Genomic DNA, 25,676 nt, shown 5'->3' on the forward strand with positions numbered 1-25,676 from the left:
TACCATGCAGGAAGAACAGCGCCGCATGTATGAGCTGGAGTATCCCGCTCCAGTGATCAAGGATGATTCGACTCCAGACAACGGCCCCACGATGATCGTTGCTATGAATGGTTATGCCGACGCCGGACAAGCCGTCGAAGCCAGTGCCGATCACCTCAAGGCCGCTTTGGAAAACCGCCAGCTGGCCTCGTTTAACAATGACGAGCTCATTGATTACCGCTCGCGCCGCCCCGCCGTCACCATCGATCATGACCGCACGGTGGAGATTGAGAACACTGACTTGGGTATCAAGGTGCTGCGGGATAACTCTGGCACTCCATTCTTGCTTCTTTCGGGCCCTGAACCGGACTTGCGGTGGGAGGCCTTTACTGATGCGGTAGTGAACTTGGTGGAGAAATTCGATATCAAGAACACCATCATGCTCTACTCGGCCCCCATGCCGGTGCCGCACACCCGCCCCACTGTGGTAACAGCGCATGGCAATTCGCCGGAGCTCCTTAACTCAATGGTGCGCATGGAATCCACCATGATGGTCCCCGGCGCCGCCGCCCTGTATATCGAGCGAGCCTTGGACAAGAAGGGCCGCCGCGTTGCCGGGTACACCGCCCATGTTCCGCACTACTTGGCCGCCTCCCCGTACCCGTCGGCCACGCTGCGTCTTTTGGATTCGGTGGCAACCGCAGCTGGCCTCAACATCCCACTGGGCAGCTTGGAGGCAGACGTGACTCGCGTTAACCAGCAGTTGGAGGAGCAGGTTACCAACTCTGAGGAAATTGCAGGCGTGGTCCACCAGCTGGAGGAGCAGTACGACGCCTACATGGAGCGCTACCGCTCCCGCCACCCGCAGGCCATCATGCCTGGCGAAGAGCACATGCCTACTGGTGAGGAGATCGGAGCAGACTTTGAAGCTTTCCTGGCGGGCCTCGACGACAATCCGGATATCCTCTCCGATGATATCGATGACCGCGAAGACAACTATGGGCGGGAGCAAGGACCCGGCTCGGATATGGACGATGACGTCTAATCGCGGTTAGATCTACCGCACGAGCACAGGCACCGAGGACAGCCATCTGGGGATCCGGGGTGGAGGCCTAGTCCGCGGTGCTTTTCGCCTAAGGTGGGACGGGTGAACCTTTCTCAGATGTTGCCCGATCTCGCCGAAGTCCCCGAGTCGATGGTTGATGAGGCCATCTGGGACACATTTTTGTCCTGGACTTCTGGCCGTGGTATTTCGCTTTACCCAGCGCAGGAAAAGGCCTCCCTCGGCATTCTTGCCGGGGATAACGTCATCCTGGCAACTCCCACTGGTTCCGGCAAATCCATGGTGGCCAACGCCGCCCACTTCATTGCTTTGGCGCGCGGCCAGCGCAGCTTCTACACCGCACCCATCAAGGCCTTGGTGAGCGAAAAATTCTTCGCGCTCTGCGAGATTTTCGGCCCCGAGAACGTCGGCATGATGACCGGTGATGCCACGGTCAACGGCTCCGCTCCCATCATCGCCGCGACGGCTGAGATTGTGGCCAATATTGCGCTGCGTGATGGCGCGGAAGCCGCCATTGATCAGGTAATCATGGATGAGTTCCATTACTACTCCGAGCCTGATCGCGGCTGGGCCTGGCAGGTTCCGCTGTTGGAGCTACCGAAGGCCCAATTCTTGCTCATGTCCGCCACCTTGGGCGATACCGCCTGGCTGGAGAAGGATTTGACGGAGCGTACCGGCCGTACGACGACTCTGGTAGCGGGAACAACTCGCCCAGTGCCCCTCGACTTCTCTTATGTCTTTTCCGCGGTCCACGAAACCATCGAAGAATTGCTCGCCGATGGCAAGGCCCCTGTCTATGTCGTCCACTTCTCCCAGCGCGAGGCCTCAGAGCGCGCGCAGGCGTTGACTTCCCTGTCGAAGATCATCACCCCGGAGGAGAAGGAGGCCATTGCAGCTGAGCTCGCGGGCTTCCGCTTCACCACGACGTTTGGCAAAGACCTCTCTAAGCTTCTGCGTAAGGGAATCGGTGTGCACCACGCTGGTATGTTGCCGAAATATCGGCGCTTGGTTGAGCGCCTGGCCCAGAAGGGCCTTCTCAAGATTATTTGCGGCACCGATACTTTGGGCGTGGGCATCAACGTCCCCATTCGCACAGTCCTGATGACCGGCCTTGCCAAATATGATGGAACCCGCCAGCGCATTCTGAAGTCTCGCGAGTTTCACCAGATTGCCGGCCGCGCTGGCCGCGCCGGTTATGACACGGAAGGCACCGTCGTCGTGCAGGCGCCGGAGTATGAGATTGAGAACGCCAAGGCGCGGCGCCGTGTGGGCGATAACCCAGCAAGGCTCAAGAAGCTGAAAAAGAAGTCTGCGCGCGACGGTGAAGTGTCGTGGTCGGAACAGACTTACGCACGGCTTATCGACGCCGAACCGGAGCAACTAACGTCCCAATTCCGAGTGTCCAATTCCATGTTGCTCAACGTGCTCGCCCGGCACGGCAACGGCTACGAGCATCTCAAGCACCTGCTGCGCACCAGCCACAACACGCGTGCCCGCCAGAACGAAGACATCCTGACGGCATTGAGTCTGTTCCGGGGACTTCTCAATTCGGGCGTAGTGCAAAAGTCTACGAAGGGGCTCGATATCTACGGCCGTCCCTACCACGTCGTGCGAGAGATGCCGCGCGATTTCGCCCTCAACCAGCCTTTAGGACCCTTCGCGCTGGCAGCGCTCACCTTATTAGATCCAGAATCGGATACTTATGCACTCGACGTCATCTCTGTCTTTGAATCGGTGCTGGATGATCCTCGCCAGGTACTCATTGCCCAACAGAAGCAGCGGCGCGGTGAGGAAATCGCGGCGCTCAAGGCCGAGGGCGTGGACTATACCGAGCGCATGGCCATCGTGGAAGACATCACGTGGCCAAAGCCTCTGGAAGAGCTCCTCGAACAGTCCTATGAGACCTTCTGCCAGACCAACCCATGGGCGAAGGAGTTCGAGCTGCGGCCTAAGTCTGTAGTGCGCGACATGCTGGAGAGCGCCATGACTTTTTCCGATCTCGTCGCCACCTACGGTCTGGCCCGCTCGGAAGGCGTCATTTTGCGCTACCTGACCGATGCCTGGCGCACGCTCAAGCAGTCTATCCCTGCGGAGTTCCTCACAGAGGAACTCGAGGACATTATCGTCTGGCTCGGGGAGCTTATCCGCCAAGTCGATTCTTCGCTTGTCGACGAGTGGGCTGAGATGGCTGGCGAGGACTCCCCCATTTCCCAGGAAGATTTGGACCGCGAGTTGGCCTTCGGAGTCGAGGATCCCACCGCCTTGACCGCGAATCAGCGGGCTTTCAGCATCATGGTGCGCAACTACTTCTTCCGCCTTGCCCAACTCTTTGCGTTGGAGAAGGAAGAGCGCTTGGCAGACCTGTTGGACTACTTGGAGGAGATTCCTGACTTTAGCCGTGCCCTCGATGACTACTTCGATGACTACGATGACATTGACACTGGGCCAGCGGCTAGGGGCCAGGAATACTTCCTCCTGGACAAGGGCGACTCAGGTTCGGGCTCTCGTGGCGTTGGCGGCTCGCGGTCGTGGACCGTGCGTCAGATCCTTAAGGACCCAGAGGGTGATAATTCCTATCAGCTCGTTGGCACCGTAGATCTCGATGCCTCCGATGAAGCCGGGGAGGTACGGCTATCCGAGCTGCGCGTGGAGTACTAGGGCGCATAAGCAGGGACTATTAATACCCCCCTTTCTGAATTAATATTTTCTACACACCGCATATTATGCGTATGATTGGGGAATGAGTACGCCACAGCAGATAGACGAACGCAAGCTTTCCCCTATCCCTCACGCCAGCGCAGCGCCTGCGGCCGAGCGCCTCACCCCCGGCTCCTTCACCATGAAGGTCCTCAACGGCATCTCCATCGCCGTCGTTGTGTCGCTCGTCCCACAAGCACTGCTCGGTGAATTAGCCAAGGCGCTACTCCCCTTGTGGTCCGGCGCAGCCACCGTCATTGCACTGACGGGCTTAGCCGCAAGCCTCTTGCCGGTAATGATTGGTGTCCTCGTGGGCATCGAATTCAAGATGACCCCCATCCAGACTGCTGCGGTCGGCATTGCTTCCTTCTGCGGCTCAGGCGTGGCCACTGTTAATCCCGAAGGCGGTTTCTTCCTCAAAGGCACCGGTCTTGTTATCAACTCAGGCCTTACCGCAGCCATAGCAGTGGGATTATTGCTCTTTATCGGCGACAGGCTGAAAAATTACTCTATTTTGTTGCTATCCACCATCGTGACGCTGGTGGCGGGCACCATCGGTTGGGCTGTCACCTTCCCCATCGTCAAGGTCTTCACTCTTTGGCTGGGCAACTTGGTCAATGGGGCAACTACTTTGCAGCCGGTTCTCATGGGTGTTGTCCTCGCCGTCCTTTTCGCCATCATGATTGTCTCTCCAGTCTCCACAGTCGGCATTGCCACTGCCATCTTCATTGACGGCATCGCCTCCGGTACCGCGAACCTGGGCGCCGTCGCCGCTGGGTTCACACTCCTCGTTGCCGGCTGGCGCGTCAACGGCTTCGCCACCTCTATCCTGCATGTTTTGGGTTCCCCGAAGGTGCAAATGGCCAACATGCTATCCAAGCCAGTCACCTTCCTGCCCGTGATATGCTCCGCTGCCGTGCTGGGCGGCGTCGGTGGCGCTTTAGGAATCTCCGGCACCCCTATCTCTGCTGGCTTTGGCATCTCCGGCCTCATGGGCCCACTGGCAGCCCTCAGTTACGAAGGCTGGGGTTGGAGCGCCAGCAACGTGATGATTATTACCTTCGTTTATGTCATCCTTCCCCTCGCCCTTGCGCTGCTCTTTTGCTGGCTCTTTGAAAAGGTTCTGCACCTGACTAGGGCTGAGTACTTTTCTCTCGACTTTAAGTAGGTATCCGGGGAGTACAGTGGGGACCGCTATGAACGAACAGAACACCCCGCCCACCGGCATCCGCCTCGCAGGCGTTCATTTTGAGACGCACGAAGACGCCGTCACCGTGCATTGGCTCCTTGGAGGAATGCCCCACCACCGTGACGTCGTGTTCACCCTGCACACCCTCGATCTGGAGCTCACCGCTCACTTCGAACAAGAGCAGCTCACGTCGATGGAAATCTCTTCCTTCGGCGAGGACACCAGGGACGCCCACCGTCGGGTTGATTACCCCTACGAGTACACCCCGGAAGAGTTGACTGTTACCCTCCCCACCGCTCATTTCAACCTCTCGGAAGAAGTGTTTACCATGGCTCTTTCCGTGGACGGTGCGGCATGCGGTGAATGGACCGGCACTATAATCTAAGCCTTCACTCTCTGCATTCAGCTAAGCCTACACACGCTTTACAAGGCCCTGACCAGCGGCGATACTGGAACATAAGAAGTTCTCTAGACAACTGCGAAAGCACTAGAGAGCCACGCATATTCTGGTATCCAAGGAGCTGGCAATGCCACAACATATCAGCGAACCCCACGGAGCCTCACACAACGCTCGTCTGAACTCTCTTCGCGCAGGTGTACTTGGGGCTAACGACGGCATCGTCTCCGTCGCGGCACTTCTACTTGGCGTCGTTGGTTCTGGGGCGTCGGCAAGCGCCATCCTCACCGCCGGCCTAGCCGCAACGGTGTCGGGCGCTGCCTCCATGGCACTCGGAGAATATGTCTCTGTTTCGGCACAACGCGACTCCGAGCGCATGATGATAGACAAGGAGACCCGCGAGCTGGCAGATCTCCCCGAGCAAGAGCATGCCGAGCTCGTTTCTATGCTCGCCAGCTACGGCATGCATACCGAAACCGCGGATACTGCCGCCCGCGAGATCGCTGCCGAAGATAGACTTCTCGAGGCACACCTTCGACTGGAGATGGGCATTGATGGCGAAGACCTGACAAATCCTTGGCACGCCGCGTTTTGGTCGGCCGTATCCTTCCTTGCCGGCGCCGCACTCCCCCTGTTATCAATCTTCCTCGCACCCATGAGCATGGCTGCAGCAACAGTCGCCATTGTTACCCTGATCGCCCTGGCAATCACGGGCTACGTTTCGGCACGCCTCGCTGACACGGATGCCGCGCGCTCCGTCTGCCGCCTGGTTATCGGTGGTGCGCTCGGCTTAGCCATCACCTATGGCATCGGCGTAGCCTTCGGCGGGGTCATCGGCTAGCCCATGCTAGGACACTTTCCTCTGCCCCAGGTCCGGGCCCAAGCCGACAATGCACAAAGTCCCACTCACCGCAGTGCGAGCGGTGAGTGGGACTGCTTAACTGCGCTTGGGAAAGCGCACTGAGTCATTTACTCAGCGGAGCGTACGGCTTCGGCCTGGAGCGCTTGTGCAACGGCCTCAACCACACCAGCGACCTTGATGCCTTCCCAAATCTGCTCCTTGGTCACGCCTTCCTCGAGGAGAGTATTAGCGTGTGCGGACAGGCAGTGCTCGCAGCCGTTGATGGCGGAGACGACGGTGCTCCACAGCTCGAACGTAGCCTTGTCTACGCCAGGCTTAGCAATGATATTCATGCGCAGACCAAACTTGACCTGGGCAAAATCATCACCCAACCAGCTCTTTGCGCGGTAGGCCACGTTGTTCATAGCCATCACCGTGGCGGAGCCGAGAGCTGCGTCAATTGCCTCCTCGCTGAGGTGCTCGCGAGCTTCCTCAAGAATCTCCGACAGCACCAGGTCATTGCGGGTCGCAGCGGCGGCAGCAACCAAGCTGCCCCACAGCTGCTCCTCATTCAGCTCGGTGCTACGCGTAAGGGAACCAATGTTGAGCTTCTGATCCTTGGCATATGCCGGAAGCGCGGACTTCAGATTTTCGATGGACACTGATCTAACTCCTTTAAGGTTGGGCGGTTGTGCTTAGTGCTGGTTTATAGAGCGGACTTAACAACCTCGAGCTTGTCGATGTTCTTGGTCGGGTCATTAGCCTCCCAGTTGCAGGCACAGACCTCTTCAGACTGCAGGGCGTCCAGCACGCGCAGAACCTCATCTACGTTGCGGCCGACAGCATCCGGAGTCACGGACACGAACTGGATAACACCGTCCGGGTCGATGATGAAGGTAGCGCGGTCAGCAACACCGTCGGCGTTTTCCACACCGAGGGCACGGATCAGGTCGTGGCGAATATCAGAGAACATCGGGAACGGAACTTCCTTCAGCTCCGGGTGGGTTGCACGCCAGTTGAAGTGCGCGAACTCGTTATCGGTGGAGCCGCCAAGAACCTGGGTATCGCGGTCCAGGAATTCCTCGTTCAGCTTGCCGAAAGCCGCAATTTCAGTCGGGCAGACGAAGGTGAAGTCCTTCGGGTAGAAGAACACGACCTTCCACATTCCCTGGTACTTGTCCAGAGATACCTGCTCGAAGTAGTCCTCCGGCTGGTTAGCGTTGACGTCGTGGAGGTCGCCACCCTTCAGCGCGGTCAGCTCGAACTCCGGGAACTTCTCACCAACGGTCAAGATAGGCATAGAAGACTCATCTCCTTCAATAGTCACAACAATGCACAAAAGTGATGCAAATCTCTACGACCGCACACCACTTTGCCTTTTGGCTGGTACGCAGTCGCTCGCTTGTTAAGTATGCCACGGAAGGCTTGGCACGTCAATAGGCTCCACGAATTAGAGATGTTAGAGTTATAGGCATGAACAATAAGGAGTATCGCCCAACCCTCGCCCAGTTGCGCACCTTCGTCACGATTGCGGAAAACAAGCACTTTGGAACCGCAGCCGCCAAACTCGATATCTCCCAACCTTCGCTCTCCCAGGCCCTCGTCGCACTCGAGCAAGGTTTGGGAGTACAGCTGATCGAACGCTCGACCCGCAAGGTCATCGTGACGTCCACAGGTGAAGCGCTACTGCCTTATGCCAAGGCAGCACTCGAAGCTTCCGATGCTTTCCTCAGCCAAGCGCGCGGCGCCAGCGGCACGCTTAACGGCCCCCTCACTATCGGCATCATCCCCACCATCGCGCCCTATATTTTGCCGGGGATACTGCAGTCCATCAGCGAGACCTATCCCGATTTAGAACCCCGCTTCGTCGAGGAACAGACCCAGCACCTGCTAGACAAGCTGCGCGAGGGCAACCTGGACCTGGCCATTGTTGCCCTGCCCACCGAAGCCCCCGGAATGGTGGAGATTCCTCTCTACAGCGAGGCCTTCACCGCAGTTACCCCAGCAGAGCACCCACTTGCGGGTCGAAAGGATCTCACGCTCGAGGATCTAGGGCACCTTGATCTGCTCCTGCTTGACGACGGCCACTGTCTCCGCGACCAAGTCCTCGACCTGTGCCGCCGCGCGAAGGTCAATCCCTCCGAAGCCACCAATGCCGTCACTCGAGCCTCATCGCTGACTACTATCTTGCAGCTGGTCATGGGAAACCTCGGCGCCACTCTCGTCCCCGAGTCCGCCCTGGCAACGGAATGCCAGAATCCGCGGCTCTCCGTCGCACACTTTGCCCCTTCTGTCACGGCGGAGCGGCACGTGGGGCTTGTCTTCCGCTCTTCCGCTGCCCGTGCCGATGAGTTCAGCGCTTTCGGGACCTTGGTCACCGCTGCCTTCCACGACGCCGCGGAGCGTTCCCGGACACTTTTCACGGCCTCCTAACTGTTCCCCAGCTCCAGCATCAGAGCTAAAGAAGACGACAACGCCGCCCCTAACTCACCTCATGAAGTCAGGGGCGGCGTTGCATATCGATTCGACAGCTTAAGCCTTAGGCTGCAGGAGCATAGCGACCCTGGCACTGGCGGCACAGGTGTGCGGTTGCCAGCTGCAGTGCCGGCGCGATGATGATCAGTGCCAAGCCCAGGGTGATGAGGGAGGCGAAAGCCATCAGACCGGACAGGACAATGAACAGCAAGATGTGACCGTAGTTTTCCTTGCCCAGCTTCAGGCCCTGGGAGAAAGCCTCGCCAACGGAGGAGCTATCGGCTGCCAACCACGGCATGAGAGTGAAGAAGGGCTGAATGAACAGCGCAATCAGCATGACGATGATGACTCCGCCGAAGATAGAGCCAACGAGTGCAAAAATATCATTTTCACTGAGCTGCTCTGGGTTCTGGAGGTCCACACCTGCCACACCACCGAGGCCCACCATAAGCAGGCCGACGATGACAATCACCAAGACAATCGCACCAAGAATGCCCAAGACGATGTTCACCACGAGCGGCGGTACCCAGCGAACACCCTGGAACAGGGTGCCCCATGTGGGGCTCGGCTTGTCGATTTCACGGTAGGCCAAACGATAAACAACCAGAGCAATGACAAAGGACAGGATGGACACCGCGAAGGAGAAGAGGTCCAACATAATGGAGGTCTCCGCCCCATCGGCGTTCTGCGCACCAACGCTGATTCCAATTTGTGGAACAAACTGAATAGCAAACACGACGACGGCGCCCAGCACCCACAAAAGTGCGTTACTGAGCGCGGCTTTGAAACCCCACTTGATAGCTTCGATAGCGCTGACCGGACCGGTGTAGGCCGGGCCGGCGCCTGGGCCTGGGCCTTCGTAGCTGGAGTCGCTTCCATAGCCCGCACCAGCGTAGCCCGGCTGGCCAGCCTCGTACCCACCATAGGACTGGGAGCCGTAGGCGCCGCCGCCATAATTGCCGTAGCTGCTGGACTGGCCGAAGCCAGCCTGATCTTCTGGGTGAGAAGTAGGCTCGTATTTGGGAAGTCCGCCGTTGTTTCCGGAGGAGTCGCCGGAGTTATGAGCCGGGTTGCTGCCAAAGCCCCGGTTGGAGCCGTTATCCTCCGGATTCGATTCAAAAGGATTAGTCATAATTCATACCCTTCATTGATTAGTGTTCACGCAATAAACACGAGGGTACCAATATCTCCACCTCGACCTGTGAGCGAATAGCCTTCCGAGTAGACTTTTAGGTCGATTATGACTGCTACTCGCGAAGACCTTTACGGCGCTCTCACTTCGGTTTCCTTGAGTGATGAGCGCGCTTTCCGCCGTCGCCTGCGCAAGGCCCGCTCCCCCAAGGCCCTGGATGCCATTGGAGCTGATATCGCAGCCGCCCAAGACAAGGTGCGCACCATCGATGCGCATGTACCACCCATTACCTACCCCGAACAGCTTCCCGTCACTGGGCGCCGCGATGATATAGCTGAAGCTATCGAGAATCATCAGGTAGTCATCATCGCCGGTGAGACTGGTTCGGGAAAGACCACCCAGATTCCCAAAATCTGTTTGGAGCTCGGCCGCGGGCGTCGAGGGCTCATTGGGCATACTCAGCCACGACGTTTGGCAGCGCGCACGGTTGCTGAGCGCATTGCAGAAGAGCTTGACCAATCCATCGGGGACTCAGTCGGCTATGCCATCCGCTTCGATGACCGAGTCTCCTCCACCACCGCTGTAAAACTCATGACGGACGGCATCTTGCTGGCAGAAATGCAGCGTGACCGCTTCCTCAACGCCTATGACACGATCATCATCGATGAGGCGCACGAGCGTTCGCTCAACATTGACTTCCTTCTCGGGTACCTCAAAAGGCTGCTGCCCAAGCGCCCCGACCTAAAGGTGATCATCACCTCCGCCACCATTGATCCGGAACGCTTCGCCAAGCACTTCGCTGACGCTCACGGTGAACCAGCGCCGATCATCGAGGTATCGGGGCGTACCTACCCCGTGGAGATCCGCTACCGCCCGCTCGAGGTCGAATCAGGTGGCAAGACCATCGACCTCGATCCCTTGGACGCCCTCTGCGAAGCCATCGAAGAACTCATGGCCGAAGGCGAAGGAGACATTCTGTGCTTCTTCCCGGGCGAGCGCGATATCCGCGACGCCATGGAAGCCATCGAAGGGCGCCATTGGCGCAACGTGGAGGTCACTCCGCTCTTCGGACGACTGTCCAACCAGGAACAACATCGCGTCTTCCGCTCGCACCGCGGCCGCCGAATCGTGCTCTCTACCAACATCGCTGAGACCTCATTGACGGTGCCTGGCATTCGCTATGTCGTCGACACGGGCACCGCGCGCATCTCGCGCTATTCCACTCGCACCAAGGTGCAAAGACTGCCCATTGAGCCGATCTCCCAAGCAAGCGCTAACCAGCGCTCAGGCCGATGTGGTCGCGTTGCCGATGGCATTGCCATCCGCCTCTACAGTGAACAGGACTTCCTCTCCCGGCCAGAATTCACCGACCCCGAAATCCTGCGCACCAACCTGGCCAGCGTCATCCTGCAAATGATCTCGTTGCGCCTCGGTGATATCGCCGACTTCCCCTTCGTTCAATCCCCCGAACCGAAGGCCGTGCGCGATGGTCTGCTCCTCCTCCACGAACTGGGCGCACTCGAGGGCAAAGAAAAAGATGGGCTGCCGGTACTAACCCGAATTGGACGCAATCTTGCCCGCATTCCCGTGGATCCGCGCATGGCCCGCATGCTCGTTGAAGCCAACACCTCCGGATGCCTCCACGACGTCATGGTCATTGTCGCCGCGATGACAATCCAGGATGTGCGCGAGCGGCCTACCGACAAGCAAGCGCAGGCTGACCAAGCCCATGCTCGTTTTAAAGACAAGTCTTCAGACTTTATGGCAATGCTCAACCTGTGGGACTTTGTCCAAGAAGCGCGCGAGGAGATGAGCGGCAATGCTTTCCGCAAACGGATGAAGGCCGATTTCCTGCACTATATGCGCATCCGCGAGTGGTTCGACCTGGTGCGGCAGCTGCGGGACGTCACCAAGCAGCTCGGATGGAACGCTCAAGAGGGCACCGAACGGCGCCCCGATGACATCCACATGTCGTTGCTCTCTGGCCTGCTGTCCAACATCGGCGCACGTGACGGTAACTCCAAGGAGTTCATTGGCGCACGCAATACCCGCTTCCTTGTTTTCCCGGGATCAGCGCTCGCAAAGAAGCCACCGGAGTTCCTCATGGCAGCCGAGCTGGTGGAAACCTCGCGACTGTGGGCACGCGATGTTGCCGCCATCGACCCGGCCTGGGTGGAAAAACTGGCGAAGGATCTGTTGAAACACAACTATTCCGATCCAACATGGTCACGGAAGCGTGGCTCAGCGGTCGTTACCCAACGCTCGACGTTGTACGGCGTCACCGTGGTCGCAGACCGGACGGTGCCCTACCACCGCGTCGATCCTGCGGCGGCACGCGATATGTTCATTCGCAATGCGCTTGTCGACGGCGAATGGACCACCCACCATCACTTCTTCCACGACAACAAGCGCAAGCTTGCCGAGGCCTCCGAGTATGAGGAGAAGGCCCGTCGGCGCGGCCTCGTGGTGGATGAAGACACGCTCTTCGACTTCTATGACCAGAGAATCCCCGAGTCTGTCACCACTGCCCGTCACTTCGATTCTTGGTGGAAGAAACAGAAGAACAAGCACTCTTTGGACTTCGACCCGGAAGCACTCCTCGAAGAGGACCACACTGTTACTGAAGAGGCTTTCCCCGACCGATGGCTGAAGGGAAGCATCGACTACGACCTCTCTTATAAATTTGAACCCGGTGACCCCCTCGATGGTGTCACGCTCATGGTCCCTGTCCCCCTCCTTGCGGGATTGGACTCCGAGGGCTTCGACTGGCTCGTACCCGGCCTGCGGCTAGAGCTGGTAACGGAGCTGATTCGCTCACTCCCGAAGGCTCTTCGGCGCACTGTGGTTCCAGCACCCGAATTCGCTGAACGAGCGCTGCCCAAGCTTGTGCCCTATGAAGGCGCACTCACTGAGCAACTCGCTGCTGTTCTGCAAGAAATGGGCGGCCAAGGCATCAACGCAGGGGATTTCCGCCCCGACCAGCTCCCTCCGCACCTGCGCATGAACTACGCGGCAGTGGACAAACGAGGAAAGGTCATCGATTCCGATCGAGACTTGAAGGCGCTCGTGCAACGCCAAGCCGGGCATATCTCGTCCTCCGTCTCGCGTGTTGGCCGGGCAGCTGAATCCACCGCCGTCAAGGAATGGTCAAAGGACACTCTGGGCGCTATCGATGAAGAGGTAACCACTGTCGTTGATGGGCACGAGGTCACCGCCTATCCAGCACTCGTAGCAACGAAGGAAGGCGTCGCTCTCAAGGTGCACCCGACAAAAGCGGCTGCCGACGCCTCCATGATCACCGCCACCCTCACCTTGTTGCTTCGGGAAATCTCCGTGAGTGCACAACAGATGGTCAAGGGCTTACCGCTACAGCAGCGGGTAGCTGTCGACTCCTACCCACACGGCGGAGCCGAAGGGTTGGTCAACGATGCACGAGTAGCCGCAGTGCGCGACATCATGATGGAGAAGGGCGGGCCCGTAAGAACTCCTGAGGAATTTACCGCCTTGCTGAACGCCGTAAAGCCTGAGGTCCCGGGGCGTGTGCGTCAGGCGGTGGTGGCCATTGCCCCAGGGTTGGCAGAGTACTCCAACCTCAACGCAGAGCTGAAGCACTGGGAGGGGCCGGCAATCGATGATATTCGCGCTCAGCTCGACTTCCTATTGCCACCGCACGCCATCACCGTGCATGGAATCCAACACTTGCGCCACCTACCGCGCTATATCCAGGCTGCACGTATCAGGCTTGATGATATGAACCTGGATCCAGATCGTGACGCTGACCGCCAGGCAGATGTCGACGAGGCCAAGGCCTACCTGAATAATCGTTTGCGCTCCTTGCCTGCAGGCCGCGAGAAGAAGCGTGAAGTTAAGGAGATCTTGTGGATGATCGAGGAGTTGCGCGTATCGCTCTTCGCGCAACGCCTAGGAACCGCTCATGCGGTGTCTGTTCGGAGAATCCAAAAGGCCGCGGATAAATTGCGCTAGAAGCTATCGCGGTCACGCCGACGCATCAGGCGGATTTCCGATTCGAAGTCGTCTGCGCTTTCGAAAGACTTGTATACGGAGGCGAAGCGCAGGTAGGCGACCTCATCGAGATCGCGGAGAGGCTCCAAGATGGCAAGGCCGATGTCGTTGGCATTGACTTGGGAAGACCCATGACTGCGCACGGTCTCCTCGACTTCTTGTGCAAGCTTCTTCAGAGCATCATCACTTACATCACGCCCTTGGCACGCGCGTTTGACGCCGCGAATCAGCTTGTCGCGGCTGAAGGGCTCCGCTAAGCCATTGCGCTTGACTACCGACAGGACCGCCTTCTCGATCGTGGTAAAACGGCCTTTACATGCGGCGCATTCGCGACGCCGCCGGATTGAGGTTCCACTATCAATCACGCGCGAATCGATGACTCGTGACTGTTCATTGTGACAGAACGGGCAATACATAGTGCCGTAACCTTCCTCTCCGCCGATGCGCCTTGCTTCCCCGGCCCAAGGAATTCTAGCGCGAAGTTGCCTCCGCGGTAGCTGAAGCACCATTGTTACTAGGAACCTCACTATCGATGCTGAGGCCACCCCACACTGTTCCAATAAAGACTGCAGCGCCAAAGACCGCGCCCAAAACATAGTTACCTACGTTCGACCCACCACGCCGGCTCCGCGACACACTCCGCGGGGAAGAAACACAGGATGGTGCCGAGCTGATCGTGCGCCCCTGTGTTCTACCCTCCGAAGAGAGCGTTCGAACAACAGACGAGCCACGGGAAGAAGTAGGTGATAATTCATGGGTTCGCACCTGGCCCTGCACAGGATCCCAAATTGCCGCCGGAGGGACCAGCACTGCCGTATTGCGAGGCTTCCGACGAACATCCCTACGCAGTACAGAGGCATTATTGAGAGCGATAGCCATGACGGCTCCTTTCTAGTTCTTCCTTCTCCATCGATGCAATATCCGAAGTATAAGAATCCAGGCAGACACTTTCGAACATCACCATCGACCAACCGTTCGATTTAGCGTGTATGTTCGATTTATAGCACCGTCTCGAAAATTTGTCCATAATTCGGCGACGCCAGTCGAACATTTTTTCCTGTCGTGCTAAAAAGGAAAGCAGAAGCACCATCGGCAGCCCCATACATGCCTGGCATGCCAAAGCCTCAACCACGAATGTGCACATCGCAATAGTTTTAGGAGAAAGAATGGCCCGCAAATCCAAGCGAAGCGACCACCCTTCCCTCGACACCCTGTCCGCCCGCCAGCGCCGCATCCTGGAGGTTATCCATGATGCCGTAATGCTCCGCGGATACCCGCCAAGCATTCGTGAGATCGGTGATGCCACCGGCCTACAGTCCACATCATCCGTGGCCTACCAGCTGAAGCAGCTTGAGGAGAAGGGCTTCCTGCGCCGCGATCCAAACAAGCCGCGCGCCGTTGATGTCCGCCACTTCCCCGGTGCCGAAGACTCGAAGAAGCCCGGCCGCAAGACAAGCCAGGCAAACAAGTCTCCGGATCTTTCCACCCCCGATATCCCCGAGGACGCAGCGACGCCGAACTATATCCCTGTTGTCGGCCGCATTGCCGCAGGTTCCCCAATTACCGCCGAAGAAAACGTTGACGCTTATTTCCCCATGCCGGGCGAAATCCTTGGCAGCGGCGAGCTTTACATGCTGCAGGTCGTGGGCGATTCTATGCAGGACGCCGGAATCCTCAACGGCGATTGGGTGATTATTCGCTCACAATCCGTCGCAGAGGAAGGCGAGTTCGTCGCCGCTCTCCTAGACGGCGAAGAAGCCACCGTAAAGGAATTTCACCGCGACTCCTCCGGCGTCTGGCTTCTCCCCCATAATGATGCCTACTCCCCCATCAAGGGCGACGAAGCTGAGATCATGGGCAAGGTAGTGTCAGTTTTCCGCAAGCTCTAGGAATCATCACTTCGCAGCCATCCCCCAGGGCCCTACCCACCCCGCAGCGCCAGTCCACTCGGTGCGGGCGTAAAGGGCCGGGGGATTGTTTCTTTCTACCCCCTTGTGTGTGTACATGCCCGATTCCTACCGCTTTAGCGTCCGACATCACACATTTACATATGTGCAGGTTATGACGGAATTTTTACACTAAGACAGCAATCTCAATGTGAGTTTTTCTTTGTTTCGTTCCGTTTTCTTCACCTTCAGTGGGACAATAGAAGCATCGCCGCAACATTCGTTGTTCTTTTCGTTCACACGCCCCAGCCCCGTTTCCTTTCCGCGGCGGGCGCAGTGACCACCACAGGCAGACTTCACCGGGAGGAACTATGTACGCAGAAGAGCGTCGCCGACAAATTGCCTCATTGACCGCCGTCGAAGGCCGTGTCAATGTCACCGAACTTTCTGAACGCTTCGATGTTACCGCTGAGACGATTCGCCGCGATCTCGCGGTTTTGGACCGGGAAGGAGTCGTGCACCGAGTCCATGGCGGTGCGGTTGCCTCCCAATCCTTCCAAACCGCGGAGTTAACCCTTGATACCCGTCAACGCTCGGCCACGGGCGCCAAGATGGCCATTGCGCGCGCTGCACTGGAACAGCTTCCCGATGGCGGCAGCATCTTCCTCGACGCCGGCACCACGACGAATGCGCTTGCTGATCTCATTGGCCAGCGCTATTCGGCAGGTCAGTTCAGCATCGTCTCCAACAGCCTGCCGATCGCCCTTTCGCTAGCCAGCAACGGGGTATCCGAAGTCCAGCTCCTTGGCGGTACAGTACGGGCAATTACCCAGGCCGTGGTTGGTGATACCGCCCTTCGCACCATGGCGCTCATGCGTGCCGACGTGGCTTTTGTCGGCACCAACGCACTGACCATTGATCACGGTCTCTCAACGGCAGACTCGCAAGAGGCTGCGATCAAGTCCGCTTTCGTCACCAATGCGCACCGCGTCGTCGTACTGTGCGATTCTTCAAAGCTGGGCAATGACTACCTCGTGAGCTTTGCGTCCCTCGATGAAATTGATGTCGTTATCACCGATGCCGGCGCGCCCGCTTCCTACGTTGAAGCGCTGCGTGAGCACGGCATTGAGGTGATCATTGCTGCAGAGAAGTAGGCGCTTTAGCCCCTAGATCGTTTCAGGAGGTGTGCACCCCTTCATGGTGAGGGGCACACACCTCCTGCGCATTCACAATAATCTAGGACGCTTGGAATTGCTCCAATAGGTCAATCACCGCGGCGCGGGCATCAGCTGGGCCCTCAGCGTTTACTGCTGCGTCCGACATCTTCTGGCATTGCTCAAGAGTGACCTCAGCAAGCTGTGCGCCAACACCTGCGACCGCAGTCGACGCCGCAGACAGTGAAGTCACACCAAGGCCAGTTAGCACGCAGGCGAGCATGGGATCTGCTGCTGCTTCGCCGCAGACGCCCACCGGAACATTATTATCGCGCCCGACCACGCAGGTGTGCTGGATCAAACGCAACACGGCCGGTTGCCACGGATCAGTCAAGTAGGCCAGCTGGGGCGATAGGCGGTCAGCGGCCATAGTGTACTGCGTCAAGTCATTGGTACCGATGGACACGAAGTCGAGGTGCGGCAGGATAGTATCCGCCATCAGGGCTGCAGCCGGTACCTCAATCATCGCACCAGCCGTGAGCCCACGCTCGCGACAGAGTTCGGCGAACCACTTTGCCTCGACTGCCGTGGCCACCATCGGTGCCATAACCCACGTCGTGGCACTTTCGGCACGCTTTTCTGCGGCCTGCGCGATGGCATCGAGCTGACGGGTCAAAAGTGCCTCGTTATCGCGGGCGATGCGCAGGCCGCGGACGCCCAAGGCGGGGTTCTCCTCAGAGTCTAACGTGGCATAGGAGATCGGCTTATCAGAACCGGCATCGAGTGTTCGAACAACGACCTTGGAGTCCGGGAAAGCGTTGAAAACCTTGCCGTAGATGCGCGCTTGCTCCTCCACGGTGGGCTCTTCGCTCGCGGAGAGGAAGGACAGCTCTGTACGGTACAAACCGATACCTTCTGCCTGCGAATCAGAGGCGATGCGAGCTGCGTTGCCGTCGGCAACATTGGCGAGCAACTGCACGCGGTGTCCATCCTTGGTCTGGGCCGGACCCCGCCACTCGGCCACTCGTGCCGCCTTCTCGCGGTATTCCTCTACAGCCTTGAGCGAGGCAGCGCGATCCGCACCAAGGGCCACTGTTCCCACGGAGCCATCGACGAAGATCTGGGTTCCCGCCTCAATCGTGCGCAGCTCAGCGCCGACCGCCACGATGCACGGAAGGTCGAGCTGACGAGCGATAATTGCCGTGTGGCTGGTGGGACCGCCCAGCTCGGTCACAAGCGCCTTGATATGGGTGGTGTCCAAGGTTGCGGTATCCGCCGGTGCAAGGTCATCCGCCAGCAGCACCGCCTCCCCTTCAACCATGGGCAGGCCCGGCTCTTGCTCACCACGCAGTTGTGCGATGACACGGTCGCGCACGTCCTTGAGGTCAGTCGTGCGCTCGGCCATTACGCCGCCGGCGGCCTCAAACATGGTGACAAACCTGTCTGTGGCACCAACAACTGCATATTCGGCGTTCTTGCCGCTGCGAATGCCCTTGCGCACTGCCTTGTGCCAACCTCGGTCCTTGACCATTCCAGCAGTAGCGCCCAGAACTTCTGCTGCCTGACCTTCAGCACCAGCGGCACGCTGTTCTAGCCTGCTGGCAACGATGTCGGCGGCTTCGAGGAAGCGATCGTATTCAGCATCACGTTGCTCTTCCGCCACGGTTTCTCCAGCCGTGGGCAGTTCTGGGCGTGGGCGAACCCACACCGCCTCAGCGTATGCAACGCCGGCGACGACGCCGGTGCCTTTAATGGTGGATGGGGATGCGTTTTCCATGACACATTTCCTTACGGAGACGATGTTTTTCTCTATCCAGATCATCACAAGTCGGTCAAAAATGCAACGAAAACCACAGTGATTCCGTTGACATTCGGACACATACGGGCAATAATCAACATTAAGCAACATTACTTTCACGCTGACCACGGGCAATCCGCACGGGAGTTCTTGTTTAAGCCGCCGAGGCGCGTTTGCCCCCAATATACGCACTCCGCGAAAGGGGACATTGTCCACAATGATCCTTACCTTGACCCCCAACCCCAGCATCGACGCCACCGTGCGCCTAAACGAGGAACTCGAGCCTGGTGCTGTACACCGCGCAGGGTCTGTATCCAGCGTTGCCGGTGGTAAAGGCGTCAACGTCACGCACGCCGTAACGCTCGCCAACGTCGACAGTCTGGCCCTTCTACCGGCTGTGGCCTCAGACCCTTTCTTAGCCCTCGCCGCTGACGCGTCTATCCCCGTGCACGCCGTGCCGGCACATGACGCGGTGCGCACCAATACCACCCTGACCGAACCGGATGGCCGTACGACCAAACTCAACGGACCCGGCCCCACGCTCGATGAATCAATTCAGCAAGACGTGGCACAGGCCGTTGCTGAACTCTGCGCTGACGCCGAGTGGATCGTCATGGCGGGCTCTCTTCCCCAAGGCGTTCCTACAGATTGGTACACGCAGCTCATCTGTGTCGCGCGCGAAGCCAACCCCGACATCCGTGTAGCCGTCGACACCTCCGACGCCCCTATGGTGGCTCTCGGAGAAAACCTCGAAACCGCCAGCCCCGACCTCATCAAGCCGAATGGTCTTGAGCTTGGCCAGCTAGCCAACGTGGATGGTCAGGCCCTCGAAGCTGCCGCCGAGAACGGTGATTTTAGCGGTGTGGTCAAGGCCGCGAGGGTCGTCGTCAAGCGCGGCATCCCCGAGGTTCTCGTCACCCTGGGTGGCGCTGGCGCAGTGCTGGTCACTGCCGATGAAGCGTGGGCCGCTACTCCCCCGCCGATTACCCTGCGCTCTACCGTGGGCGCCGGTGATTCTTCGCTCTCCGGCTATATCCTCGCCCGCCGCTCGGGTGCCTCCTACTCGGAAGCCCTGCGCCAAGCGGTGGCCTACGGCTCGGCTGCCGCAGCACTCCCGGGAACCCAGATACCAACCCCTGAAGAACTAGATATCGAACACACGACGGTTCAGGCCGTCACCGACTTTTAGCAGTACTGAGGAGTACGTACCCGATGTCATCAGAACTCATCACCACCGATCTTGTGGCGCTCGACGCCGACTTCGGTGACAGCATCGAGACAGTCATTACCAACCTGGCCACGCTTGTCCACGACACCGGCCGCGCCACCTCCGTGGAGGAACTGGCTGACCCCGCCATCGAGCGTGAAGCAAAGGCTGGCACCGGTGTCCCCGGTGGCGTTGCCATCCCACACTGCCGTTCCGCCGCAGTGTCTGAACCCACCTTGGCCTTCGCCCGCCTCTCGCGCGGTGTAGACTTCTCCGGGCCCGATGGCGACGCCCACCTGGTGTTCCTCATCGCCGCCCCGGAAGGTGGCGGTAAAGCACACCTGAAGATCCTTTCCAAGCTGGCTCGCGCGCTGGTGAAGAAGGACTTCTTGGAGGCTCTGCGCACCGCGCAGACCAAGGAGGAAATCGTCTCCCTGGTACTCGACGTGGTTAACGCCGAAAAACCGAAGAAGAAGGCTACGGCCAGCGAATCAGCACCTGCAGCTGCGACTGCAGCGCCTGCGGCGAGCAAGGCTGCGTATTCACAGAAGACCCGCATCGTGGCTGTGACCGCATGCCCGACCGGCATTGCCCACACATACATGGCAGCCGACGCCCTCACCCAAACCGCCGAGGAGCGCGACGATGTCGAGCTCACCGTTGAAACCCAGGGTTCCTCCAATAACACCGCTGTTTCTGCAGACACCATCGCGGCTGCCGACGCCGTCATCTTCGCTACCGATGTCGGTGTTCGCGACCGGGAGCGCTTCGCCGGAAAGCCCGTTATTGAATCAGGCGTCAAGCGCGCCATCAACGAGCCGGGCGTGATGCTCGATGAAGCTATCGCTGCGTCCAAGAACCCCAACGCACACAAGGTCGCAGGCACGGCAGGCGCAGCCTCCTCTAGTTCCGCAGAAGAAGGCGAAGGTCTGGGCTGGGGCAAGCGCATTCAGCAGGCCATCATGACCGGTGTGTCTTACATGGTGCCCTTCGTCGCTGCCGGTGGCCTCCTCTTAGCCTTGGGCTTCCTCTTCGGTGGCTACGACATGGCCAACGGTTGGCAGGCCATCACCAGCGATTACTCGTTGACCAACCTGCCGGGCCATGACGTCATGGTTGATGGCGAAATGATGACCTTCAAGAAGGCAGGGTTCGCCCTGTACATCGGCGCCGTGCTCTTCGCCATCGGTCAAGCATCGATGGGATTCATCGTCGCGGCGCTCTCCGGCTACATTGCCTTCGCGCTGGCGGGCCGCCCGGGCATCGCGCCGGGCTTCGCCGGTGGTGCCATTGCGGTCACCCTCGGTGCGGGCTTCATCGGTGGTCTGGTCACCGGCCTTATCGCTGGCTTTGTTGCGATGTGGATTGGCAAGTGGAAGGTCCCGCGCTGGATCGGCTCCCTCATGCCTGTGGTCATCATCCCGCTGCTCGCCACGATGATTACCGGCCTGCTCATGTACCTGCTGCTCGGTGCACCGCTGGCCGCCATCATGGAAGGCCTGCAGAACTGGCTGTCCTCTATGTCCGGTTCCTCCGCGGTCCTTCTGGGCATCATCCTGGGACTTATGATGTGCTCCGACTTGGGTGGCCCGGTCAACAAGGCTGCTTACCTCTTCGCTACTGCTGGCCTGTCCACGGGTGATGAGGCTTCCATGAAGATCATGGCCGCCGTTATGGCCTCCGGCATGGTTCCGCCGATCGCACTGTCCATCGCTACCTTCGTACGCAAGAACCTGTTCACGCCTGCGGAGCAGGAAAACGGTAAGTCCGCCTGGCTGCTGGGGCTGTCCTTCGTCTCCGAGGGCGCTATCCCATTCGCTGCTGCCGACCCGCTGCGTGTCATCCCGTCAATGATGCTCGGTGGCGCAGTAACTGGTGCTCTGTCGATGTCCCTGGACGTCATGTCTCGCGCCCCGCACGGCGGTATCTTTGTTATCTTCGCTATCGAACCTGCGTGGGCCTACTTCGTGGCTATCCTTGCCGGCGTCATCGTGTCCGCCATTGCGGTCATCGCGATGAAGCAATTCTGGCCTAACAAGGCTGCTGAAGAAGCTGCTGCGAAGGCAGACAAGACCAAGGCCGCCGCCTAGCGCCTAAGCCGCGTACACTTGTAAGCACGAAACACCGTAATTCGAAAGGATTATTATCATGGCTTCTAAGACCGTCAAGGTTGGCTCCTCCGTCGGACTGCACGCACGTCCGGCCTCCATCATCGCCGATGCCGCCGCTGAGTTCGACGAGGACATCTTCCTGACCCTCGTCGGCGATGAGGACGAGGATGAGACCGATGCTGCTTCCTCCCTCATGATCATGGCTCTCGGCGCCGAGCAAGGCGACGAAGTCACCGTGACTTCTGAGAACGAGGCCGCTGTGGAGAAGATCGCCGGTCTCATCGAGCAGGACCTCGACGCTTCCTAAAGCACTTTCCGTCTATAGAACGGCAGAGCTCCCGCTTCCCTCTTGTACTGAGGGTGGCGGGAGCTTTTTGTTTCTCCGTGTCTGCGCGGGCTCTTTCTCTCGTCTTCTCCCCTCGACTGAAGTGACCTACTGTGTAGAGTCAAAGACATGACTGGCCAGCCAACAACGCCCCCAGACTTCGGCTACGAGGTCATGGGAGCGTTGACCCGGTTCCGCGGCGACCTCGATACCGAAACCCTCTACCACGGAGTCGCCTCACGCCTCTGGGCGGATCAATTAGCGGGAGATTATCCGATTGGAAAAGCAGACTTCGCCAACCCCGAAACCATTTCGTGGCCAACTCATACCGACGACGAGGTATACATACACACGGTGGAAGAGCTGCTGGACTACGCACAGGCTCATTCCGACAGTGATGATGTCTGGCTGAATGATGAGTTCGTGGGGAGAGCTCTAAAGGGACCGAAGTAAAAGCACCTTATGCAGACTTCTGCACACATTCACCTGGGATTTTCTAAATCAAAGCCTCCAGATGGTGCCTTTACTCCGTTCAGGCGGCGAGGGTATGTCTAGTACTTCGCGCCGCGGCCCTCACCAATGGAGCCGTAGAGCTTCTTCATCACCGGGTAGAGCACGATGATGCCGACAGAGCCCCAGGCAATGCCCTCAAGCGTCACGCCAAAGACGTCGAGGGTGAGGTTGCCAATACCCGCGATGAGCGCCACCGCCGCAGCAGTGAGGTTCACCGGGTTATTGAAGTTGACCTTGTTGTCCATCCAGATGCGCACGCCGAGCATGCCGATGAGCCCGTAGAGGACAATGCAAGCGCCGCCCAGCACGCCGGTGGGGATGGTAAAGATGAGCGCGCCAAACTTCGGGATGAAGGCCAGAGCGATGGCTGTGATAGCAGCTACCCAGTAGGCGGCCGTGGAGTAGACGCGGGTCGCGGCCATAACGCCGATATTCTCCGCATAGGTTGTTGTGCCGGAGCCGCCGAACCCACCGGCTAGGGAGGTAGCCAGGCCATCAGCGATGAGAGCGTCACCGGCCAAATCATCGAGATCGCGTTTGGTCATCTCCGAGACCGCCTTGACGTGACCGACGTTCTCAGCAATCAGCACAACCAGCACCGGCAGGGCTGCCGCGATGGCGGAAACGTGGAACTCCGGCGCATGGAACTGCGGGAAGCCAATCCAGGCTGCTTCGCGGATGGACTCCACAGCGCCTTCGCCAAGGTTGCCTGTAGCGGCCGCGAAAGCCCAGCCGACGACGACGCCGATAAGAATCGACAGGCGCGACACCATGCCGCGACCGGCGACGGTGGCAAGGATGATGACCGCCAGCGTCACCGTGGCAACTAGAGGCTGGCTCGAATAATTGGTGGCAGCATTGGGCGCCAAGTTAAGGCCAATCAGTGCCACGATGGCGCCGGTCACAGCCGGCGGCATGACGGCGTCAAGGACCTTCCGGCCCGCCGCCTTCACCGCGAAACCAATCGCCACCAGGACCAGGCCAGTCACTAAGACGGAACCCGCCTGTGCGCCAATGCCGTACTGCTGGGAGGCGCTCAGCGGCGCAATGAACGCGAAAGAGGATCCCAGGTAGGAAGGCAGGCGGTTGCGGGTAATCAGGAGGAATAGGATTGTTCCCAGGCCTGAAAACAGCAACGTCGTATTGACCGGGAATCCGGTCAGGGTGGGCACCAGCAGTGTCGCGCCGAACATGGCCACGACGTGCTGCATGCCAATGCCGATAGTGCGGCCCCAGCTCAATCGTTCTTCGGGTGCGACGACCGCGCCCGGCTTAATCGTTTTTCCGTCCCCGTGGACGGCCCAGCCAAAATTACTCACGAACCATAATTATGGCTCACGGGAGCACTGAAACCTAAGCGTCCTCACCGGCCACGCGAAATTCCCTGAGTTCGGCGGCAATAGAGGCGGGCAGGCGAACGTCGACAAGCGTGCCCTGACCCGTGTACTCTTCACTGCGCACGGTGCCCTGGGTATGGATGCGATCGACCACGTCCCCGCGGGTAAACGGAATGAGCAACTGCACATGTTCGTCCTGGGAATTGAGGAACAGCTCCACACGCGCAGTGAGCTCATCGATGCCCTCCCCTGTCTTGGCGGAGACATAGACGACATTGTCGCGGTCGAGGGCGTGGCGCAGCTCCGCGAGTACCAGGGGGTCAGCCTGGTCAATCTTATTAATGACGATAATCTCCGGCGGGGCTTCCTCACCGGTGTCCTTCACAATGTCATAGATGACCTTGTTGACCGCTTCAATCTGCTTGAGCGGGAAAGGATCAGAGCCGTCCACCACATGAAGCATCAAGTCCGCTGCGAGGACTTCCTCCAAGGTGGATTTGAAGGCTTCCACCAGCTGCGTCGGCAGGTGGCGCACAAAGCCGACGGTATCGGTGAAGACGACCTGACGGCCATCGGCCAGCTCGGCGCGGCGCGTAGTGGGATCCAAGGTAGCGAACAGCGCGTCCTCCACCAGCACGCCAGCGCCCGTCATCGCGTTGATGAGCGAAGACTTGCCAGCGTTGGTGTAGCCAGCAATAGCGATCTGCGCAATCGTTGAGGATGCGCGGCGCGAGCGCTTGATCTCGCGTTCCGTCTTCATCCCTTTAAGTTCCTTGCGCAGCAGCGCCATCTGCGTGCGGATGCGGCGACGATCCGTCTCAATCTTGGTTTCACCGGGTCCGCGCAAGCCGACACCGCCGTTGGATCCGGCTCGGCCACCCGCCTGGCGCGAGAGGTTACCGCCCCAACCGCGTGTATGGGTGTAGAGGTACTCCAGCTGTGCGAGCGAGACTTGGACTTTACCTTCCTTGGACTTGGCGTGCTGCGCGAAGATGTCCAAGATGAGCATGGTGCGGTCGATAACCTTGGTGTTGAGCGCTCGTTCTAATGCCGTGAGCTGGCCCGGGGTAAGTTCGCCGTCGCATACCACGGTATCCGCGCCGGTGGCAGTCACGATATCCTTGAGCTCTTTCACCTTGCCGGAACCGATATAGGTTCCAGGATCCGGCTTGTCGCGCTTCTGATACAGGGCTTCGATGACCTCTGCACCCGCGGTCTCCGTCAACGCGACAAGCTCCGCCATCGTGGCCTCAACCTCGGCCACGGTGCCTTCGGTCCACACGCCCACCAAGATCACTTGCTCAAGGCGGAGCTTGCGGTACTCCACCTCGTAGATGTCGGTGCTGTCTTCTGAGCGGATTGTGGTCTTACGGTTCACTCGCCGGAAGGCATTGCGCTCCGCGAGGTCGAAATCACCGGTGGACGGCACCTGTGGCATGGGCGCGGGCTCACCAAAAGCCTGCGCGAGGAGATCATCATGGGTTTCTTGTGTCATATGTTTTCTATTCTTGCACGTCACGCCTCTTAACAGGGAATCTCCGTTGCACAC

At 59.0% G+C, this 25,676-nt stretch carries 20 protein-coding genes; 13 read left to right on the forward strand and 7 right to left on the reverse strand.

The window, feature by feature from the left end:
* The first annotated feature begins 4 nt into the window (after positions 1–4).
* The 5 genes from HMPREF2996_RS10115 to HMPREF2996_RS10135 all read left to right on the forward strand — a co-directional run bounded on the left by HMPREF2996_RS10115 (position 5) and on the right by HMPREF2996_RS10135 (position 6,166).
* Entirely contained in the window at positions 5–1,024 is a 1,020-nt protein-coding gene (locus HMPREF2996_RS10115) for a PAC2 family protein (protein WP_070731253.1), read from the forward strand.
* A 102-nt stretch (positions 1,025–1,126) separates the two neighbouring features.
* Positions 1,127–3,700, forward strand: a complete 2,574-nt coding sequence (locus tag HMPREF2996_RS10120) for a DEAD/DEAH box helicase (RefSeq protein WP_070731255.1) — start codon at positions 1,127–1,129, stop codon at positions 3,698–3,700.
* A 181-nt stretch (positions 3,701–3,881) separates the two neighbouring features.
* The gene (locus HMPREF2996_RS10125; protein ID WP_371441132.1) at positions 3,882–4,907 is read left to right on the forward strand and encodes a PTS sugar transporter subunit IIC; all 1,026 of its coding nucleotides are present in this window, start codon (positions 3,882–3,884) and stop codon (positions 4,905–4,907) included.
* 28 nt (positions 4,908–4,935) lie between these two features.
* On the forward strand, positions 4,936–5,313 hold the full coding sequence (locus HMPREF2996_RS10130) for a hypothetical protein (protein ID WP_070527229.1): 378 nt from the start codon (positions 4,936–4,938) through the stop codon (positions 5,311–5,313).
* A 142-nt stretch (positions 5,314–5,455) separates the two neighbouring features.
* Complete coding sequence (locus HMPREF2996_RS10135) at positions 5,456–6,166, forward strand: VIT1/CCC1 transporter family protein (protein WP_070731260.1); 711 nt, start codon at positions 5,456–5,458, stop codon at positions 6,164–6,166.
* Between the two features lie 128 nt (positions 6,167–6,294).
* On the opposite strand, the gene HMPREF2996_RS10140 is transcribed toward HMPREF2996_RS10135, so the two are convergent.
* On the reverse strand, positions 6,295–6,828 hold the full coding sequence (locus HMPREF2996_RS10140; RefSeq protein ID WP_070446750.1) for an alkylhydroperoxidase, AhpD family: 534 nt from the start codon (positions 6,826–6,828) through the stop codon (positions 6,295–6,297).
* Positions 6,829–6,872: 44 nt separating this feature from the next.
* Positions 6,873–7,466 carry a peroxiredoxin gene (locus tag HMPREF2996_RS10145; protein WP_010190254.1) on the reverse strand — a complete coding sequence of 198 codons (594 nt, stop codon included), beginning with the start codon at positions 7,464–7,466 and terminating at the stop codon, positions 6,873–6,875.
* 173 nt (positions 7,467–7,639) lie between these two features.
* Between HMPREF2996_RS10145 and HMPREF2996_RS10150 the strand changes: the two genes are divergently transcribed.
* Positions 7,640–8,599 (forward strand): hydrogen peroxide-inducible genes activator, encoded by a 960-nt coding sequence (locus HMPREF2996_RS10150; RefSeq protein ID WP_070446749.1) that lies wholly within the window; start codon positions 7,640–7,642, stop codon positions 8,597–8,599.
* A gap of 106 nt (positions 8,600–8,705) precedes the next feature.
* Here HMPREF2996_RS10150 and HMPREF2996_RS10155 read toward each other — a convergent pair whose 3' ends face one another.
* The gene (locus HMPREF2996_RS10155; RefSeq protein ID WP_070446748.1) at positions 8,706–9,773 is read right to left on the reverse strand and encodes a hypothetical protein; all 1,068 of its coding nucleotides are present in this window, start codon (positions 9,771–9,773) and stop codon (positions 8,706–8,708) included.
* A gap of 108 nt (positions 9,774–9,881) precedes the next feature.
* On the opposite strand from HMPREF2996_RS10155, the gene hrpA reads away from it, so the two are divergent.
* Positions 9,882–13,757, forward strand: coding sequence for an ATP-dependent RNA helicase HrpA (gene hrpA, locus HMPREF2996_RS10160; protein WP_070731261.1), 3,876 nt, complete (start codon positions 9,882–9,884; stop codon positions 13,755–13,757).
* Here the strand turns inward: hrpA and nrdR are convergent.
* Complete coding sequence (gene nrdR / locus HMPREF2996_RS10165) at positions 13,754–14,212, reverse strand: transcriptional regulator NrdR (RefSeq protein WP_010190258.1); 459 nt, start codon at positions 14,210–14,212, stop codon at positions 13,754–13,756. The two genes, hrpA and nrdR, sit on opposite strands and share 4 nt — an antisense overlap.
* 750 nt (positions 14,213–14,962) lie before the next feature.
* Here nrdR and lexA point away from each other — a divergent pair.
* Positions 14,963–15,685, forward strand: a complete 723-nt coding sequence (gene lexA / locus HMPREF2996_RS10170; RefSeq protein WP_070644943.1) for a transcriptional repressor LexA — start codon at positions 14,963–14,965, stop codon at positions 15,683–15,685.
* A 368-nt stretch (positions 15,686–16,053) separates the two neighbouring features.
* Complete coding sequence (locus tag HMPREF2996_RS10175) at positions 16,054–16,836, forward strand: DeoR/GlpR family DNA-binding transcription regulator (RefSeq protein WP_070446745.1); 783 nt, start codon at positions 16,054–16,056, stop codon at positions 16,834–16,836.
* Between the two features lie 82 nt (positions 16,837–16,918).
* Here HMPREF2996_RS10175 and ptsP read toward each other — a convergent pair whose 3' ends face one another.
* A complete protein-coding gene (ptsP, locus tag HMPREF2996_RS10180) occupies positions 16,919–18,613 on the reverse strand; it encodes a phosphoenolpyruvate--protein phosphotransferase (protein WP_070711311.1) in 1,695 nt (564 codons plus the stop codon).
* Positions 18,614–18,851: 238 nt separating this feature from the next.
* On the opposite strand from ptsP, the gene HMPREF2996_RS10185 reads away from it, so the two are divergent.
* The 4 genes from HMPREF2996_RS10185 to HMPREF2996_RS10200 all read left to right on the forward strand — a co-directional run bounded on the left by HMPREF2996_RS10185 (position 18,852) and on the right by HMPREF2996_RS10200 (position 22,730).
* Complete coding sequence (locus HMPREF2996_RS10185) at positions 18,852–19,823, forward strand: 1-phosphofructokinase family hexose kinase (protein ID WP_070731263.1); 972 nt, start codon at positions 18,852–18,854, stop codon at positions 19,821–19,823.
* 23 nt (positions 19,824–19,846) lie between these two features.
* Positions 19,847–21,931, forward strand: a complete 2,085-nt coding sequence (locus tag HMPREF2996_RS10190) for a PTS fructose transporter subunit IIABC (RefSeq protein ID WP_070731265.1) — start codon at positions 19,847–19,849, stop codon at positions 21,929–21,931.
* A gap of 58 nt (positions 21,932–21,989) precedes the next feature.
* Positions 21,990–22,259 (forward strand): HPr family phosphocarrier protein, encoded by a 270-nt coding sequence (locus tag HMPREF2996_RS10195; RefSeq protein WP_010190265.1) that lies wholly within the window; start codon positions 21,990–21,992, stop codon positions 22,257–22,259.
* A 147-nt stretch (positions 22,260–22,406) separates the two neighbouring features.
* Complete coding sequence (locus HMPREF2996_RS10200; RefSeq protein WP_070711314.1) at positions 22,407–22,730, forward strand: hypothetical protein; 324 nt, start codon at positions 22,407–22,409, stop codon at positions 22,728–22,730.
* A gap of 98 nt (positions 22,731–22,828) precedes the next feature.
* Here the strand turns inward: HMPREF2996_RS10200 and HMPREF2996_RS10205 are convergent, their stop codons facing one another.
* A complete protein-coding gene (locus HMPREF2996_RS10205) occupies positions 22,829–24,109 on the reverse strand; it encodes a uracil-xanthine permease family protein (RefSeq protein ID WP_070711315.1) in 1,281 nt (426 codons plus the stop codon).
* Positions 24,110–24,143: 34 nt separating this feature from the next.
* On the reverse strand, positions 24,144–25,622 hold the full coding sequence (gene hflX / locus HMPREF2996_RS10210) for a GTPase HflX (RefSeq protein WP_070731267.1): 1,479 nt from the start codon (positions 25,620–25,622) through the stop codon (positions 24,144–24,146).
* Between the last annotated feature and the right edge of the window lie 54 nt (positions 25,623–25,676).

It is taken from the genome of Corynebacterium sp. HMSC066C02, assembly GCF_001814945.1.
GTDB classification, from domain to species: Bacteria; Actinomycetota; Actinomycetes; order Mycobacteriales; family Mycobacteriaceae; genus Corynebacterium; species Corynebacterium aurimucosum.